Source organism: Delftia sp. WSY_10 (genome assembly GCF_043104705.1).
In the GTDB taxonomy this organism is placed as follows: Bacteria; Pseudomonadota; Gammaproteobacteria; order Burkholderiales; family Burkholderiaceae_C; genus Comamonas; species Comamonas tsuruhatensis.
In genome coordinates, this window is sequence record NZ_JBICKY010000013.1 from 36,287 (window position 1) to 51,034 (window position 14,748).

Here is a 14,748-nt window from a genome sequence, read left to right on the forward strand (position 1 = left end):
GAAAATCCCCCCCGATGCCTATGTTTGAATGTCACGTCCAGTAGCTACTGGCCGCTGGCTTTAAAAAAACGATGCATTGTAGCTATCGAAGGTAAAAAAATTCTTGTATCTGTTATTTAAATTTGTTACTTGATGCATATTGACAACAGTGACGCGGCCATGATAGCCATCAACGACTGATCGGTGCTTCGCCTGGAGGCGGCGCCTTCCCTGTGCGCCGGAACCGCGCAGCCTCTCCCTTTCAAAGTCAGCCCCGAGCAGCCCCCCTCCAGGCATGCGGGACAGCGCCGGGCGCCGGACATCTGGAATCTGCCGCCAGTACCTTGTTTCAGTGATATGTCGCGCATATGCATTGAACAGGTTTTCCAACCATTCTTATCAGACGCAGATTTTTCTGTCTTGCATTCTTGATCCGCACAATGCTATTGATAACAACAAATCAATCACCCATCAAAAACCGACAGCAGCATGCTCAATCGACATAATCAACGACTATTGCAAATGAATTATCAAGAACCATGAAAAATATAAGCATTCGCTGATAACTACCAGAACCACACCTACCATCCGCCTTCCTCCTCTGAAGAAGAAAATAAATGGCCAATGAAAGCGCTTGAATACGGCCACACAACGAAAAACCGCTTCAGCAATTTCTTCTTGAAAATTTCTTACAATCCATCGATATTCCCGCCTACCTGATGCGCTCAGCATCCACTCCAGACCTTTCCTTCCCGTATTGAATACATGCTGTTTTCCGGCCAGAATCCGCCGCCCGACATACATGACCAACTGTCTTCCGTTTCAAGGCAAGACCGGGAGATACTCCATGGTCATAAAGCCGTTGCGATATGGCTGACCGGTCTTTCGGGGTCCGGCAAATCGACCATCGCCAATGCGCTGCAGGCGCATCTGCACGCGGCCGGCCGGCGTACCTATGTGCTGGACGGAGACAACATCCGCAGCCGGTTGAACCGCGATCTGGGCTTTTCCGAAGAAGACCGGGCGGAGAACATACGCAGGGTCTCGGAGGTCGCCCGGCTTTTCGTGGATGCGGGCACCATCGTGATCGCGGCCTTCATTTCCCCTTTCCGTAGCGAGCGCGACACTGCCAGGGCCTTGTTCGACAAGGGTGACTTCCTGGAGGTGTTCGTGGATGTTCCCCTTTCCGTTGCCGAGCGGCGGGACCCCAAGGGCCTGTACAGAAAAGCGCGCCGTGGCGAACTGCTTCAGTTCACCGGAATCGACTCGCCCTATGAACCCCCTGTGGCAGCGGAGCTGACCCTGCGCACGGACCAGCTCAGCGTGGCCGCATGTGTTTCGCGCCTGCAGGCGTTGCTGCTGCAGGGGCAGCCGACTGCGCCGGGCACACCCGCCCAGGGCATGGCGCCGCTGATGACCTGTCCCCTGCCACTGGCCAAGGCGCTGCAATGAATGCCAGGCCCGCCCTGCCCTGCGCGCATGAAGACGCCTGTGCCGGCACGCCCCTGTTTGCGCGGCTTGATGCCAGGGTTGCGCTGCAGGCGCTGCGCGAGGAGGTGGATGCGCTGCTGTCCTCGCCATGGTGCGACCACGTGAACCACGGCGGCTACGAAGGCGTATGGCGTGTGATGCCGCTGCGCTGCCAGCGCCAGCATGTGGCGGCCCACCCCATTCTCCAGAGCTTCTCCATCGAGGAACCCGAGGAGGATTGGGAGGACCTGCCCCTGCTGCAACACTGCCCCGCCATACGCCAGGTGCTGGAGCAACTGCAGTGCCCGCTGCGCTCTGTGCGCCTGATGCAGCTGAAGGCCGGCTCATCCATCAAGCCGCATCGCGACCGTGGGCTGGGCCTGGCGCATGGCCAGGCCCGGCTGCATGTGCCCGTGCACACACATCCCGATGTGCAGTTCATCGTGGAAGGCCGCACGATCCCCATGGCCGCAGGGGAGCTCTGGTATTTCAATGCCGATGCCACGCATGAAGTGGTGAACCGGGGCACCCGGGACCGCACCCACCTGGTCATCGACTGCCTTGCCAACGCCTGGCTGGCAGACAGCATCGGCAAGGGACACGCCCATGCATGAGCTGCAGGCGGCCTTTGCCGAACTGATCGCAAGCCCCCGGCAGCACACCCTGTTCCAGCAGGCCAGGAGCATGGAGTCGCTACTGGTGCAACTGCGCCTGCTGTGGTGTCTTCCCGCCTGGAACGATGGTCGCCTCATGCAGGCGCTGCAGCAGTTGAACCAGGTGGCCGCCGTGCCAACTGCCGCACTGCTGGCCGGTGGCTGGCTGCCACACAGGTATGAGGCACGCACGCGCAGCATCCTTTGGTGCCTGCCGGACGGCGCTGCCACCGAGCCGTTTCATGACGAGTACATCAGCCGCTGCCTGCAGCGCAGGCTGCTGAACCAGTTCATCCGGCCGCGCACGCCGCTGGCCGGCCTGTGCGCAGAATCCCTTCCCAGGCCCGGGGGCCACCCGCCTGCCGGCTTCATCTTCCACCTCTCGCGCTGCGGCTCCACCCTGGTCTCGGGCTGCCTTTCCGAACTGGACGGCACGCTGGTCCTGTCGGAGCCACCTGTCTTCACCGAGCTGCTGCTGGACAGCTCGCTGGACCGGGCGCAAAAGCGCGATGGCATTGCCGGCCTGGTGTCGGCCATCACCGTGGCCGTGCCGGGGCGCCGCAACCTGGTGGTCAAGTGGAATGCCTGGGACATTTTCCAGTGGGAGCTGCTGCACGATCTCTACCCCGAGGTGCCCGGCCTGATGCTGGTCCGCGATCCTGTGGAGATCCTGGCCTCACACCACAGGCAGGCCGGCCGGCACATGTCGGGCGACCCGTCGCTGGCTGGCGCTGGTCCGGTTTTCTGTTCCGGCAGTGGCAGCCAACCCTTTGTCTCCGTGCTCGACCACCGCATGCGCGTGCTGCAGGCAATGATGGAGCGGATGCGGGATCTGCACGAAAGCCAGGGCGTTCCTGTGCTGCACTACCGCCAGCTCGATGCCGAAGCCATGGAGCAGATAGCCCGGCGCTTCGACCTGCATGCAGGCGAGGCAGCGCGCCAGCACATCGCCGCACGCCTTCGCCAGCATGCCAAGGCGCTGGACCAGCGCTTCGAGCCTGACGGGCGGGACAAGGCGGCCGTCTTTGGCGAAAGCGAACGCCAGCACATCGAAGCGCGCCTGGGTCCGCTGCACGCACAGCTGCTGCTGCGCGCACAACCCGTGAACGAATAGGCCGCGCCAAAGATCAACGCCAGCAGCACATGGACAGCGCACACGATGTGCCAGCCCCAGAAAAACGGCGAGTCGATCTGCGGCTTTGCCCGTTCCTTTGATTTGCGCAGCACAGATCCTTTGGTAGTCCGCGCTGTGTATGCACGGCTTCAGTCTGAAGCGACACCGCAGGCTGCCGCACTTCACTGACGACAGCGCCTTGCCCAAAGCACGGCACAGACCGCTGCAGCGCCCCTCAGGAAATCACATTCCGAATGAACCGCGTCACGCCTTCGTGCAGGTTCACGTAGGCGTAGTCCTGGGCGCTGCCGTAGATGGCGTAGTCGCCGGCCTCGATGGTCATGGGGCCTTCGCTCAGGTCCACCAGCAGGCGGCCTTCGACCACGACGATCATCTCGTGCCAGCCTTCCGGGTCGGGTTCGGCCTGGTAGCGTTCGCCGGGGCCCAGGGACCAGGACCACAGCTGGGCCTCGCGCGTGGCGGGCACGCTGCCCAGCAGCATGGCCTGGCTTTCGGGCCGGGTGCCGCGCCAGGCCATGGCGTCCATGCGCAGGCGCTGCGCGGCCGGGTCGCTGACGATTTCTATGAAGCTGGCGCCCAGCGCATCGGCCAGCCGATCCAGGCTGGACAGGCTGATATTGGTGTCGCCGCCTTCCAGCTGCACGACCATGCGCCGGCTCAGGCCTGCGGCCTCGGCCAGGGCCGCCTGGCTCAGTCCTGCACGCTGGCGAAGGCGGCGCAGGTTTTCGCTGACGAAAGCCAGGACATCGGAGCGCTCGCCAGCGCTGTGCAATATATTTCTCATATGATCTGCGCAATATGTTGCACACGTCATCTTCTCACAGTTCGCGCACGCCGCTGCTCAGCCGGCAGGAGCTGGCCCTGATCGCCGTCACCATGGTCTGGGGCGGCACTTTTCTCGTGGTCCATCTGGCCATGCAGCACAGCGGGCCGCTGTTCTTTGTGGGCCTGCGCTTCGTCACGGCGGGTCTGATCGGGCTGCTGGTGTTCCGCAAGGTCATGGCCGGGCTCACGCGCACCGAGCTGGTCGCAGGCACGGCCATCGGCGCCAGCATCTTTCTGGGCTATGGCCTGCAGACCTTCGGCCTGCAGACCATCAGCAGCAGCAAGTCGGCGTTTCTGACCGCCTTGTATGTGCCCATCGTGCCCCTGCTGCAATGGCTGGTGATGGGCAAGCCGCCGCGATTGATGAGCTGGATAGGCATCGGCCTGGCCTTCACGGGCCTGATGCTGGTGGCGGGGCCCGAGTCCGGGGGAATGGAGTTGAACGTGGGCGAGATGGCGACCATGCTGAGCACGCTGGCGATTGCGGCCGAGGTGCTCCTGATCGGGCATTTCGCGGGCAAGGTCGATGCGCGGCGCGTGACCACGGTGCAGTTGCTGGCGGCCGGCACCATGGCGCTGCTGGCCATGCCCGTGGCTAGCGAGTCGGTGCCGGATTTCTCGTGGATCTGGCTGACAGCCGCCGTGGCCATGGCCTGCGCCAGCATCCTGATCCAGCTGACCATGAACTGGGCCCAGAAGTCCCTGTCGCCCACGCGCGCCACCGTGATCTATGCCAGCGAGCCGGTCTGGGCCGGCATCGTGGGGCGCATGGCAGGCGACCGGCTGCCGGGGCTGGCCATCCTGGGGGCAGTGCTGATCGTGGGCGGGGTGCTGGTCAGCGAGCTGAAATGGAGCCGGCGCAAGGCTGGAGCATCCACGGCTTGAGAGGGACGGGGGCGACATCCGTGGTGCTGTCCCGGTGCTGCCTTGATGCGACCTTGATGGCGTTGTGCGCAAACACAATCCGCCCTTGAGGCAGCCGTCCCTAGAGTCAAGGCCTCACAACAAATGGCTTCCCGATGAAGCCGCGCCGCCATGAGACCTGTCGCCATCCTCCAGCACGAATCCACCCAGGGCCCCGGCGTTCTGCGTGAACACCTGGAGCAGCAGTGCATTCCCTACCGAATGTTGCAGCCCGCCCTCGATGGCAGAGCCCCTGTGCATGCCGCCGACTACAGCGGCATCGTGGTGCTGGGCAGCAACCATTGCGTCAACGAGGGCCTGCCCTGGATGGAGGATGAACAGTCCCTGCTGGCCGACGCGCTGCGGCATGACGTTCCCGTGCTCGGCCACTGCTTCGGCGCGCAGATGCTGGCGCGCGCCATGGGCGCCAGGGTCTGGCGCAACCCCTGCCCCAACATTGGCTGGAGCCGCATCTGGGTGACGGCCGCCGCCCAGCAGCTCATGGACCTGCCGCGCGAGGCCACGATCTTCCATTGGCACTACGACACCTTCGAGATCCCGCGCGGCGCCGTGCGCACCATGTACGGCAGCCATTGCCTGAACAAGGGTTTTCGACATGGTCGGCACTGGGCCTTCCAGGGCCACATGGAGGTGACTGCCGCCAGCGTGGCTGCCTGGTGCGCCGAAGGCCATGACGAGCTGCTGCGCGCACGCGGCCCCGCGGCGCAGACCGAGAGCGAGATCCTGCGCCACCTGGACCTGCGCATTCCCGTGCTGCACGCCCTGGCCCACCGCACCTACCGGGCCTGGACGTCACAGCTGCAGCGGCCCGTGGTCGTGCCCCTGAGCGCGGCCAGCCGGTAAACCTTCCAGGCCAGGCAATCCCTGGTGAATACCCTGGGTGCGCTTGACGCAGCTTTTGCGTGCAGGGAAACTTTCGATACGAAATAGAAACCTTTCGAATCGAAAGAATCCATGCAGGAACAAGGCAACAGTTCACTCAAGCGCAGGCTGCAGATCGTGGAGCTGGCGCGCAAGACCGACGAGGTGCGGGTGGAGGCGCTGAGCGTGCTCTTCGGCGTCTCCACCGTCACCATCCGCAACGACCTGCACTACCTGGAGCAGCAGGGCTATGTGGTGCGCGCCTTCGGCAAGGCGCGCTACAACCCGGCCCTGCTCAAGACGGCGGCCGAGCTGCCCGGCGCCCACGCCGCCGCACAAGGCCCGGCACAGGCCCAGGTGGCCCAGGGCGCCCTGGGCTGGATTGAAGACGATGCGTCCGTCTTTCTTGGCGGTGGCCGCATCACCCACCGCGTGCTGCCGCTGCTGGCCAGCCGCCAGGGCATTGCGCTGACGCTGCACGACCTGTCCATGGTGGCGACGGCCCGGCAGTTTCTCGATTGCACCATCCACATCACGGGCGGCTCGCTGGCCGGCGACGAGCCCTGCCTCATCGGCCCCGGCGCTGAAACGGGCCTGCGCGGCCGGCCGCTGGACATCTGCCTTTTCGAGATCTGCGGCATCGACGAGCGCAACCGCCTGCTGTGCCGCGACCCGGGCGCCGCGCGGCTGTACGCGGCAGCCGTGGAGCACAGCGCCAAGGCCGTGGCGCTGGCACTGGATCTGGACAGCACCTCGGGCGGACACCCGGTCTGCGACATCGCTCAACTCGACGGCCTGTGCGCGCACCAGGACATGGAGCCCGGCGCCTTCGATCTGCTGGAACGCCACCGGCTGCAGGCCACCCACAAGGCCGAGGGCCGCATCGAGTTCGCCAGAAGCTGAGTTTTTCCACAACGACAGAGGGAGAGAGACCGTCATGGACCGCAACACGTTTCTCCGGCGCATGCTGGCCGGCGCATTCACATTCGGCCTGCCGGCCAGCCCGGCGCTTGCACAGCCGGGCCCCGGCCCCGCGCGCACCATCGGCGTGTCCCTGCTCACGCAGCAGCACCCGTTCTACCTGGAGCTGGCCCAGGCCATGCAGCAGGAAGCCGCGCGGCAGGGGCTGAAGCTGGACCTGAGCATTGCCAACCAGGACCTGGGCAAGCAGATCTCCGATGTGGAGGACTTCGTCAGCAAGAAGGTCGATGCCATCATCCTGTCGCCCGTGGATTCACGCGGCGTCAAGGCCGCCGTGCTCAAGGCCGCCGCCGCCCGCATACCCGTGATCACCGTGGACATTGCGGCCAGCGGGGTGGAAGTGGCCTCGCACGTGGCCACCGACAACCGCGCCGGCGGCGTGCTCGCCGGCCAGCTCATGGCCCGCGCCACAGGTGGCAAGGGCCAGATCGGGGTGCTGCACTACCCGTCCATACAGTCCGTGGTCGATCGCGTGGAGGGCTTCAAGTCGGCCATCGCGGCCTTCCCCGGCATGAAGATCGTCTCGGTACAACCCGGCATCACACGCGCCGAGGCCCTGTCCGCATCGCAGAACATGCTGCAGGCCCACCCCGACCTGGCAGGCATCTTCGGTTTTGGCGACGATGCGGCCCTGGCCGCGCTGGCCAGCGTCAAGGCCGCCAGAAAGCTGGAGCAGGTGAAGATCGTGGGCTTTGACGGCATGGCCGAGGCCCGCGCAGCCGTGGACCGCGAACCGGCCTTCGTGGGCGTGATCCGCCAGTACCCCGACCAGCTGGGACTGCAATCCGTGGCCCTTGCCGCACAATTGCTGTCGGGCAAGCCGGTGGAAAAACTCCACCCCGTGCTGCCCGGCGTGTACACGGCTGCCGCCAGGTAAATGAACCTGCGGAGCCCGCCATGCCAGGCCCCACTGCACACGGCCGCCCAGGCCGTGCCATGCTCGACGCCGTTGCGCCGCCCCCCATGCTCGAAGCCCGGGCGCTGGCCAAATCCTTCGGCGCCGTGCAGGCGCTCAAAGGCGTTTCCTTCCGCCTGCGCGCAGGCACGGTGCACACGCTGCTGGGCGAGAACGGGGCCGGCAAATCCACCCTGCTCAAGATCCTGGCCGGCGTGCACCGGCCCGATGGCGGCCAGCTGCTGATCGAGGGTGCCGGCACCGAGCTGGCCAGCCCCGCCGATGCGCAGCGCCACGGTATCGCCATCGTTCACCAGGAGCTGAGCCTGGCGCCCAACCTCAGCGTGGCGGACAACCTGTTTGCCGCGCGCCTCCCGCAGCGGGCCGGCTGCGTGGACCGCCGCGCACTGCGCCGCGACGCCGCCGCGCTGCTGGCCCGCCTGGGCATGGACCTGGACTCCAACGCGCAGGTGGCCGAACTGTCGCTGGCCCAGCGCCAGCTGGTGGAGATCGCCAAGGCGCTGTGCCAGCCCGCGCGCATCGTCATCATGGATGAGCCCACCTCCTCGCTCAGTGACAGCGAGGCGCAGATTCTCTTCAACCTCATCGCCCGCCTCAAGGCCGAGGGGCGCGCCATCATCTACGTGTCGCACCGCATGGACGAGATCATGCGCATCTCCGACGAGATCACCGTCATGCGCGATGGCAGCTCCATCTGCACCCTGGCGCGGGACGAAACCGACATCGGGGCGCTGATCGCGCTCATGGTGGGACGCCAGATGCAGGACATCTATCCGCCGCGCGGCCCCACCCCTGACCGCAGCACGCGCGCCCTGCTCCAGGTGCGCGGCCTGGGCCTGGCCGGGCGCTTCGAAGGCATTGACTTCGAGGTCCATGCGGGCGAGATCGTGGGCTTTTTCGGGCTGGTGGGCTCGGGCCGGTCCGATGTCATGGATGCGCTGTTCGGCATGCACCGCTGCACGGGCAGCATCCTCATGCACGGCCGGCCGCTGCGCCTGCGCTCGCCGGCCGACGCCATTGGCCAGGGCATGGCCTTCGTGACCGAGAACCGCAAGGAGCAAGGCCTGGTGCTGGACCAGTCCGTGCAGCACAACATCTGCATGGTGCAGGTGCACAGCGGGCGCGGCGGCGCACTGCTCACCGACGAGGCGGCCGAGCAATCGCTGGCCCGCGCCTGCGTGCAGCGGCTGAAGATACGCGTTGCCGGCCTGCACCAGCCCGTGCGCCAGCTGTCGGGCGGCAACCAGCAAAAGATCGTGTTCGCCAAATGGCTGGCCATGCGCCCCCGGCTGCTGGTGCTGGACGAGCCCACGCGCGGCATCGACGTGGGCGCGAAGTTCGAGATCTATGCCCTGATCCGCGAGCTGGCAGCGGCCGGCACGGCCGTCATCCTGGTGTCGTCGGAACTGCCCGAGGCACTGGCCATGAGCGACCGCCTGCTGGTCATGCGCAACAAGCGCCTCGTCCAGAGCCTGGACACCCTCCATCTGCGCCAGGAGACCGTGATGGCGCACGCCACCGGAGCAGGACTGCCATGACCCCTTCCGAACTGAGCATCACCGCGTCTGGCTCCTCCAAGGCCTCCAACGCCTCCGACGCTGCCGAAAGCATCCCGGGCAGCCAGGAAACATGGCGAGACGGCTTGCGAGGTGGCTGGCGATCGCTGCGGCGCCACGCCGGCACCCTCATGGGCCTGGCCGCCCTGGTGCTGCTGTTCTCCCTGCTGTCGCCGGCCTTTCTGACGGCCGGCAACCTGCGCAACGTGCTGCTGCAGGTGTCCATCATCGCCATCGTGGCCTTCGGCATGACCTATGTGCTGCTGCTGGGCGAGATCGACCTCTCGGTGGGATCGGTGGTCGCCCTGGCCGGCAGCGTGGCCGGCCTGATGCTGGGCCAGGGCCTGGCGCCCGCCCTGGTGCTGCCCGCCGTGCTGCTGTGCGGCCTGCTGCTGGGCGCGCTCAACGGCTCGCTGTCGGCGCTGCTGCATCTGCCGTCCTTCATCGTGACGGTGGCGACCATGGGCATCTTCCGGGGTCTGGCCTATATCGTCTCGGGCGGCATGCCGGCGCCGGTGGACAACGAGGCCTTTCTGTGGATCGGCAACGGCGAATGGCTGGGCATGCCCGTGCCCATCTGGATCCTGGCCGCACTGCTGGCCGCCAACCACTTCGTGCTGGCCCGCACCGTCTTTGGCCGCAAGACCTATCTGGCAGGCGGCAATGCCGAGGCGGCCACCTATGCGGGCATACGGGTGGGGCGGCTCAAGATCGCCATCTTCATGCTGTCGGGGCTGATGGCGGCCGTGGGCGGCCTGCTGCTCACCTCCCGCCTGTACTCGGCCCAGCCCAACGCGGCCATGGGCTGGGAGCTGGACGCCATTGCCGCCGCCGTGCTGGGCGGCACGCGCCTGGCCGGAGGCCACGGCAGCGTTGCGGGAACCTTGATAGGGGCGCTGATGATCGGCGTCATCAACAACGGCATGAACCTGATGAGCGTGCCCTACTTCTATCAGCTCATCGTCAAGGGCAGCGTGATTCTGGTGGCCGTGTGCATCGATGTGCACAGCAGGCGCAGGCGCTGACGCATGGGCCGGCGGTGCAGCGAACGGCGCACGGGGTTTGATTCCAAAGGGAGGGAGAGCATGCAATCCATCATGACCATGGGCGAGATCCTCGTCGAAATCATGGCCGAGCGAAAAGGCCAGAGCTTTCGCGCGCCGGGGCCGCTGGCCGGGCCCTATGCCAGCGGGGCGCCCGCCATCTTCATCGACCAGGTGGCCCGGCTGGGGCATCCGGCCGCCATCATCGGCTGCGTGGGCGATGATGACTTCGGCTGGCTCAACATCGACCGCCTGCGCCGCGACGGCGTGGACACCAGCGCCATCGCCGTGTGCAAGGGCGCCGTCACGGGCAGCGCCTTCGTCACCTACCGCGACAGCGGCGAGCGCGACTTCATCTTCAACATCACCAACAGCGCCTCGGCACAGCTGCAGCCCGAGCAGGTCAACCAGGCCGTGCTCAAGGACTGCGCGCATTTCCACGTCATGGGCTCGTCGCTGTTCTCGTTTCGCATCATCGATGCCATGAAGAAGGCCATCGAAATCGTCAAGGCCCAGGGCGGCACCGTGTCCTTCGACCCGAACGTGCGCAAGGAGATGCTGCGCATCCCCGAAATGCGCGAAGCCCTGGCCTACATCCTGGAGTTCACCGACATCTTCCTGCCCAGTGGCCACGAGGTCACGCAGCTGGCCCGCTCGGCCGACGAGGCCGGCGCCATCGCCGAGATCTTTGCGCGCGGCGTGCGCGAAATCGTGGTCAAGCGCGGCGCCGACGGCTGCAGCTACTTCAGTGCCGACGAGCGCATCGACCTCGACGCCCTTGCCGTGGACGTGGCCGACCCCACGGGCGCGGGCGACTGCTTTGGCGCCACCTTCATCGCCTGCCGGCGCCTGGGCAAGACCGCGCTGCAATCGCTGCGCTACGCCAATGCGGCCGGCGCGCTGGCCGTCGCCAGCACGGGGCCGATGGAGGGCACATCCGGCTTTGCGGGGCTCGACGCGCTGCTGGCACAACAGCCGCAGCACCTGCGGCATGCGGTGATGGAGGGCTGAAACCATGCTCACCCACCTCACCCGTCTGGCACAGTCACGCTGCGGGCAGGCGCCAGCAGCTGCTGGCGGCGCGAACGGCGCACTCGGCATCTACTCCATCTGCTCGGCCCATCCCCTGGTCATCGAGGCGGCCATGCACCAGGCGCTGGACGACGGCACGCCGCTACTCGTGGAGGCCACCGCCAACCAGGTCAACCAGTTCGGCGGCTACACCGGCATGCAGCCCGCCGACTTCCGCCGCTTCGTGCTGGCCATCGCCCACCGCGTCGGCCTGCCGCCAGACCGCGTGCTGCTGGGCGGCGACCACCTGGGCCCCACGGCGTGGACACACCTGCCTGCCGCCGAGGCCATGGAACTGGCGCAGGACCTGGTACACGCCTATGCGGCGGCCGGCTTCGTGAAGCTGCACCTGGACGCCAGCATGGCCTGCGCAGACGACCCCCAGGCGCTGGACGACGAAACCGTGGCCCGCCGCGCCGCACTGCTCTGCCAGGCGGCCGAGCAGGCCAGCACCTGCCCCGCGCCCGGCCCGGCCTACGTGATCGGCACCGAAGTGCCCGTGCCCGGCGGCGCCGCGCATGCGCTGGAGCATGTGCAAGTCACTGCCCGCGCCGACGCCCAGCGCACGCTGCAGGTGCACCGCGACGTCTTCGCGCAGCAGGGGCTGGACGCTGTCTGGCCGCGCATCATCGCGCTGGTGGTGCAGCCGGGCGTGGAGTTCGATCACACGCGCGTGGTGGACTACGCGCCAGCCGGGGCAGCCGACCTCCGGCAGTTGCTGCGCCAGCATCCGCAACTGGTCTTCGAGGCCCACTCCACCGACTACCAGCGGCCCGAGGCCCTGCGCCAGCTGGTGCAGGACGGCTTTGCCATCCTCAAGGTCGGGCCCGGCGCCACTTTTGCGCTGCGCGAGGCGCTGTTCGCGCTGGCCGCCATCGAGGAGCAGCTTGTGGACGCACCCCAGCGCTCCCACCTGCCTGCCGTGCTGGAGTCCGCCATGCTGGGCCGCCCCGCCAACTGGGAGCGCTACTACCGCGGCGAGCAGCCCGATCCCGGCGCCCAAAGGCTGCTGCGCATCTACAGCTACAGCGACCGCATCCGCTACTACTGGGCCGACCCCACGGTGAACGCCGCCGTGGTGCGGCTGCTGGACAACCTGTCCGCCTGCACCCTGCCCGAGAACATGCTCAGCCAGTTCCTCCCAGCCCAATACCAGGCCGTGCGCGCCGGGCGGCTGGCCCCCTCGCCCCACGCACTGGTGCTGGACCGCGTGCGCGAGGCGATACGGCCGTATGCGGCAGCCTGCAACGCGAGCCTCACAGCTGCCCCGCCTCCCCCCTGATCAAATCCCACACGCTTTGCGCCACGGGCGACAGTTCGCGTTGGCGGCGGCGCACCAGCATGATGTCGCGCTGCACGCGCGGCAGCAGGGGGCGGCTGGCAAGGGCGTCGGGGGCGGCGCCACTCGCGGGAATTCGCCATGTCTGCGGCACGGCCAGTTCCGGCACCACGCTCAGGCCCAGGCCCGCCTGGAGCATGCAGAAGATGGTGGTGGTGTGGCCGACTTCCTGGACCACGGCGGCCTCGGCGTCGTGGGCCTGCAGTGCGGCGTCGATCAGGCGGCGGCTGCCCGAGGCGTGGTCCAGCAGTACCAGCGGCTGGCCGGCCAGGTCGCTCCAGGCCACCTGGCGCTTGCGGGCCAGCCGGTGCGTGGCCGGGCAGACCAGGCAAAAGGGCTCGCTGAGTATGGTTTCGCAGTGCAGGTCGTCGCGGCCCTGCGGGTCGATGACCACGCCGAAGTCCACCTCGCCGCTGCGCACGCTTTGCAGCACATCGCTCTGGATGCGGTCCAGCAGCAGCAGTTCGATGCCCGGCGCCTGCTCGCGGCAGCGCGCAATGCAGCGCGGCATCAGGTGGGCCGACAGCGTGGGACTGCTGGCCACGCGCACCTTGCCCAGGCGCTGGGTGGCCAAGCCGCTGACTTCGAGCAGGCATTCATCCAGCGCGTCCAGCACGCGCGTGGCATGGCCCTGCAGCAGGCGGCCGGCGTCGGTCAGCTCCACCTCGCGCGTGGTACGGTGCAAAAGCTGCACGCCCAGGGCCTGTTCCAGCTCGGTGACATTGCGGCTGACGGCGGGCTGGGTCAGCGCCATCAGCTCGCCGGCGCGGCTGAAGTTGCGGCTTTCCGCCACGGCCAGGAAGGCGCGCAGCTGGCGCAGGCTGATATTCATACGGAAAAATTATAAAACCATCAGATAAATCCATTTCTCTTTTCAATGGCCGTGGCGTCCAATCGGGGCCTTGCAGCCTGGCTGCACGAACCGATAGTTAGTTGGAGAGAGTTTTCCCATGGCACGCCCCCGCTTCGCCCCTGACAATTTCACGCTGATGCTGCTGTCCACCGTGGCACTGGCCAGCTTCCTGCCCGCCTCGGGCACCGTCTCGCAATGGCTGGAGGTGGCGACCACGCTCATGGTCAGCCTGCTGTTCTTCCTGCACGGCGCCAAGCTCTCGCGCGAGGCCATCTTTGCCGGCATAGGCCACTGGCGCCTGCACCTGACCATCTTCGCGGCCACCTTCGTGCTCTTTCCCCTGCTGGGCTGGGCGCTGCGCCCCGTGCTGGAGCCCCTGGTCACGCCCGAGATGTACATGGGCGTGCTCTTCCTGTGCACGCTGCCGGCCACGGTGCAGTCGGCCATCGCCTTCACGGCCATGGCGCGCGGCAACATGCCCGCTGCCGTGTGCAGCGCATCGGCCTCCACGCTGATGGGCATCGTGATCACGCCCATCCTGGTCAGCATGCTGCTGCACAAGAGCGCCGAAGGGGGCGACGCGCTGCAGGCCATCGGCAAGATCGCGCTGCAGCTGCTGCTGCCCTTTGTGCTGGGCCATCTGCTGCGGCCCGTGATCGGCGGCTTCATCTCGCGCCATGCCAAGCGCGTGAAGTTCGTGGACCAGGGCTCCATCCTGCTGGTGGTGTACACGGCCTTCAGCGCCGCCGTCATCAGCGGCCTGTGGCAGCAGACGCCCCTGCCTGCGCTGCTGGGCCTGCTGCTGCTGTCGTCCATCCTGCTGGCCCTGGTGCTGGTCATCACGTCGTGGACGGCGCGCCGCCTGGGCTTTTCCAAGGAGGACGAGATCACCCTGGTGTTCTGCGGCTCCAAGAAGAGCCTGGTCAGCGGCGTGCCCATGGCCAAGGTGCTGTTCGAGTCCAGCGCCGTGGGCGCCATCGTGCTGCCGCTGATGATCTTCCACCAGCTGCAGCTCATGGTCTGCGCCGTGCTGGCCCAGCGCTATGCACGCCGGCCCATGCACCCCGAGGCGATCGAGGATGGCGCCGTGCCCGCCAGCGCTGCGCCGGCCGCCAAGGCCGGAACGGCGCCGGCCAAATAAG

General features: G+C 66.8%; 14 protein-coding genes. 12 read left to right on the forward strand and 2 right to left on the reverse strand.

From position 1 onward, the window contains the following. The first annotated feature begins 744 nt into the window (after window positions 1-744). The 3 genes from cysC to ACF8ML_RS06005 are packed head-to-tail and all read left to right on the forward strand — an operon-like array spanning window position 745 to window position 3,216. Window positions 745-1,431 carry an adenylyl-sulfate kinase gene (gene cysC, locus ACF8ML_RS05995; RefSeq protein WP_047327577.1) on the forward strand — a complete coding sequence of 229 codons (687 nt, stop codon included), beginning with the start codon at window positions 745-747 and terminating at the stop codon, window positions 1,429-1,431. After that, window positions 1,428-2,063 carry an aspartyl/asparaginyl beta-hydroxylase domain-containing protein gene (locus tag ACF8ML_RS06000; protein ID WP_034392492.1) on the forward strand — a complete coding sequence of 212 codons (636 nt, stop codon included), beginning with the start codon at window positions 1,428-1,430 and terminating at the stop codon, window positions 2,061-2,063. Before cysC ends, ACF8ML_RS06000 begins: the two co-directional genes overlap by 4 nt. After that, window positions 2,056-3,216 carry a hypothetical protein gene (locus tag ACF8ML_RS06005; protein ID WP_047327576.1) on the forward strand — a complete coding sequence of 387 codons (1,161 nt, stop codon included), beginning with the start codon at window positions 2,056-2,058 and terminating at the stop codon, window positions 3,214-3,216. The genes ACF8ML_RS06000 and ACF8ML_RS06005 overlap by 8 nt, the downstream gene beginning before the upstream one ends. 235 nt (window positions 3,217-3,451) lie before the next feature. On the opposite strand, the gene ACF8ML_RS06010 is transcribed toward ACF8ML_RS06005, so the two are convergent. Then, the gene (locus ACF8ML_RS06010) at window positions 3,452-4,021 is read right to left on the reverse strand and encodes a helix-turn-helix domain-containing protein (protein ID WP_026062195.1); all 570 of its coding nucleotides are present in this window, start codon (window positions 4,019-4,021) and stop codon (window positions 3,452-3,454) included. Window positions 4,022-4,035: 14 nt separating this feature from the next. Here ACF8ML_RS06010 and ACF8ML_RS06015 point away from each other — a divergent pair, with 14 nt between their 5' ends. From ACF8ML_RS06015 to ACF8ML_RS06050, 8 genes are all read left to right on the forward strand, one after another. Next, entirely contained in the window at window positions 4,036-4,947 is a 912-nt protein-coding gene (locus tag ACF8ML_RS06015; RefSeq protein WP_047327575.1) for a DMT family transporter, read from the forward strand. Window positions 4,948-5,097: 150 nt separating this feature from the next. Then, window positions 5,098-5,829, forward strand: a complete 732-nt coding sequence (locus ACF8ML_RS06020) for a type 1 glutamine amidotransferase (protein ID WP_016448076.1) — start codon at window positions 5,098-5,100, stop codon at window positions 5,827-5,829. A gap of 111 nt (window positions 5,830-5,940) precedes the next feature. Further along, a complete protein-coding gene (locus tag ACF8ML_RS06025) occupies window positions 5,941-6,750 on the forward strand; it encodes a DeoR family transcriptional regulator (protein ID WP_047327574.1) in 810 nt (269 codons plus the stop codon). A gap of 34 nt (window positions 6,751-6,784) precedes the next feature. Next, window positions 6,785-7,705 (forward strand): substrate-binding domain-containing protein, encoded by a 921-nt coding sequence (locus ACF8ML_RS06030; protein WP_016448078.1) that lies wholly within the window; start codon window positions 6,785-6,787, stop codon window positions 7,703-7,705. Between the two features lie 59 nt (window positions 7,706-7,764). Continuing rightward, window positions 7,765-9,282 carry a sugar ABC transporter ATP-binding protein gene (locus tag ACF8ML_RS06035; RefSeq protein ID WP_392406656.1) on the forward strand — a complete coding sequence of 506 codons (1,518 nt, stop codon included), beginning with the start codon at window positions 7,765-7,767 and terminating at the stop codon, window positions 9,280-9,282. Beyond that, the gene (locus ACF8ML_RS06040) at window positions 9,279-10,325 is read left to right on the forward strand and encodes an ABC transporter permease (protein ID WP_154834549.1); all 1,047 of its coding nucleotides are present in this window, start codon (window positions 9,279-9,281) and stop codon (window positions 10,323-10,325) included. Before ACF8ML_RS06035 ends, ACF8ML_RS06040 begins: the two co-directional genes overlap by 4 nt. A gap of 60 nt (window positions 10,326-10,385) precedes the next feature. Continuing rightward, entirely contained in the window at window positions 10,386-11,354 is a 969-nt protein-coding gene (locus ACF8ML_RS06045; protein ID WP_392406659.1) for a sugar kinase, read from the forward strand. Between the two features lie 4 nt (window positions 11,355-11,358). Beyond that, entirely contained in the window at window positions 11,359-12,696 is a 1,338-nt protein-coding gene (locus ACF8ML_RS06050; RefSeq protein WP_392406661.1) for a D-tagatose-bisphosphate aldolase, class II, non-catalytic subunit, read from the forward strand. Here the strand turns inward: ACF8ML_RS06050 and ACF8ML_RS06055 are convergent. After that, a complete protein-coding gene (locus ACF8ML_RS06055; RefSeq protein WP_046985485.1) occupies window positions 12,671-13,585 on the reverse strand; it encodes a LysR family transcriptional regulator in 915 nt (304 codons plus the stop codon). The two genes, ACF8ML_RS06050 and ACF8ML_RS06055, sit on opposite strands and share 26 nt — an antisense overlap. A gap of 118 nt (window positions 13,586-13,703) precedes the next feature. Between ACF8ML_RS06055 and ACF8ML_RS06060 the strand changes: the two genes are divergently transcribed. Beyond that, window positions 13,704-14,747: a bile acid:sodium symporter family protein gene (locus ACF8ML_RS06060; protein WP_017404669.1), complete on the forward strand. Its 1,044-nt coding sequence runs from the start codon at window positions 13,704-13,706 to the stop codon at window positions 14,745-14,747. Window position 14,748: the final 1 nt, after the last annotated feature.

Coding starts and splice junctions, on each gene's coding strand:
- cysC (WP_047327577.1), top strand. CDS start 745: ATGCTGTTTTCCGGCCAGAATCCGCCGCCCGACATACATGACCAACTG.
- ACF8ML_RS06000 (WP_034392492.1), top strand. CDS start 1,428: ATGAATGCCAGGCCCGCCCTGCCCTGCGCGCATGAAGACGCCTGTGCC.
- ACF8ML_RS06005 (WP_047327576.1), top strand. CDS start 2,056: ATGCATGAGCTGCAGGCGGCCTTTGCCGAACTGATCGCAAGCCCCCGG.
- ACF8ML_RS06010 (WP_026062195.1), bottom strand. CDS start 4,021: ATGAGAAATATATTGCACAGCGCTGGCGAGCGCTCCGATGTCCTGGCT.
- ACF8ML_RS06015 (WP_047327575.1), top strand. CDS start 4,036: ATGTTGCACACGTCATCTTCTCACAGTTCGCGCACGCCGCTGCTCAGC.
- ACF8ML_RS06020 (WP_016448076.1), top strand. CDS start 5,098: ATGAGACCTGTCGCCATCCTCCAGCACGAATCCACCCAGGGCCCCGGC.
- ACF8ML_RS06025 (WP_047327574.1), top strand. CDS start 5,941: ATGCAGGAACAAGGCAACAGTTCACTCAAGCGCAGGCTGCAGATCGTG.
- ACF8ML_RS06030 (WP_016448078.1), top strand. CDS start 6,785: ATGGACCGCAACACGTTTCTCCGGCGCATGCTGGCCGGCGCATTCACA.
- ACF8ML_RS06035 (WP_392406656.1), top strand. CDS start 7,765: ATGCTCGACGCCGTTGCGCCGCCCCCCATGCTCGAAGCCCGGGCGCTG.
- ACF8ML_RS06040 (WP_154834549.1), top strand. CDS start 9,279: ATGACCCCTTCCGAACTGAGCATCACCGCGTCTGGCTCCTCCAAGGCC.
- ACF8ML_RS06045 (WP_392406659.1), top strand. CDS start 10,386: ATGCAATCCATCATGACCATGGGCGAGATCCTCGTCGAAATCATGGCC.
- ACF8ML_RS06050 (WP_392406661.1), top strand. CDS start 11,359: ATGCTCACCCACCTCACCCGTCTGGCACAGTCACGCTGCGGGCAGGCG.
- ACF8ML_RS06055 (WP_046985485.1), bottom strand. CDS start 13,585: ATGAATATCAGCCTGCGCCAGCTGCGCGCCTTCCTGGCCGTGGCGGAA.
- ACF8ML_RS06060 (WP_017404669.1), top strand. CDS start 13,704: ATGGCACGCCCCCGCTTCGCCCCTGACAATTTCACGCTGATGCTGCTG.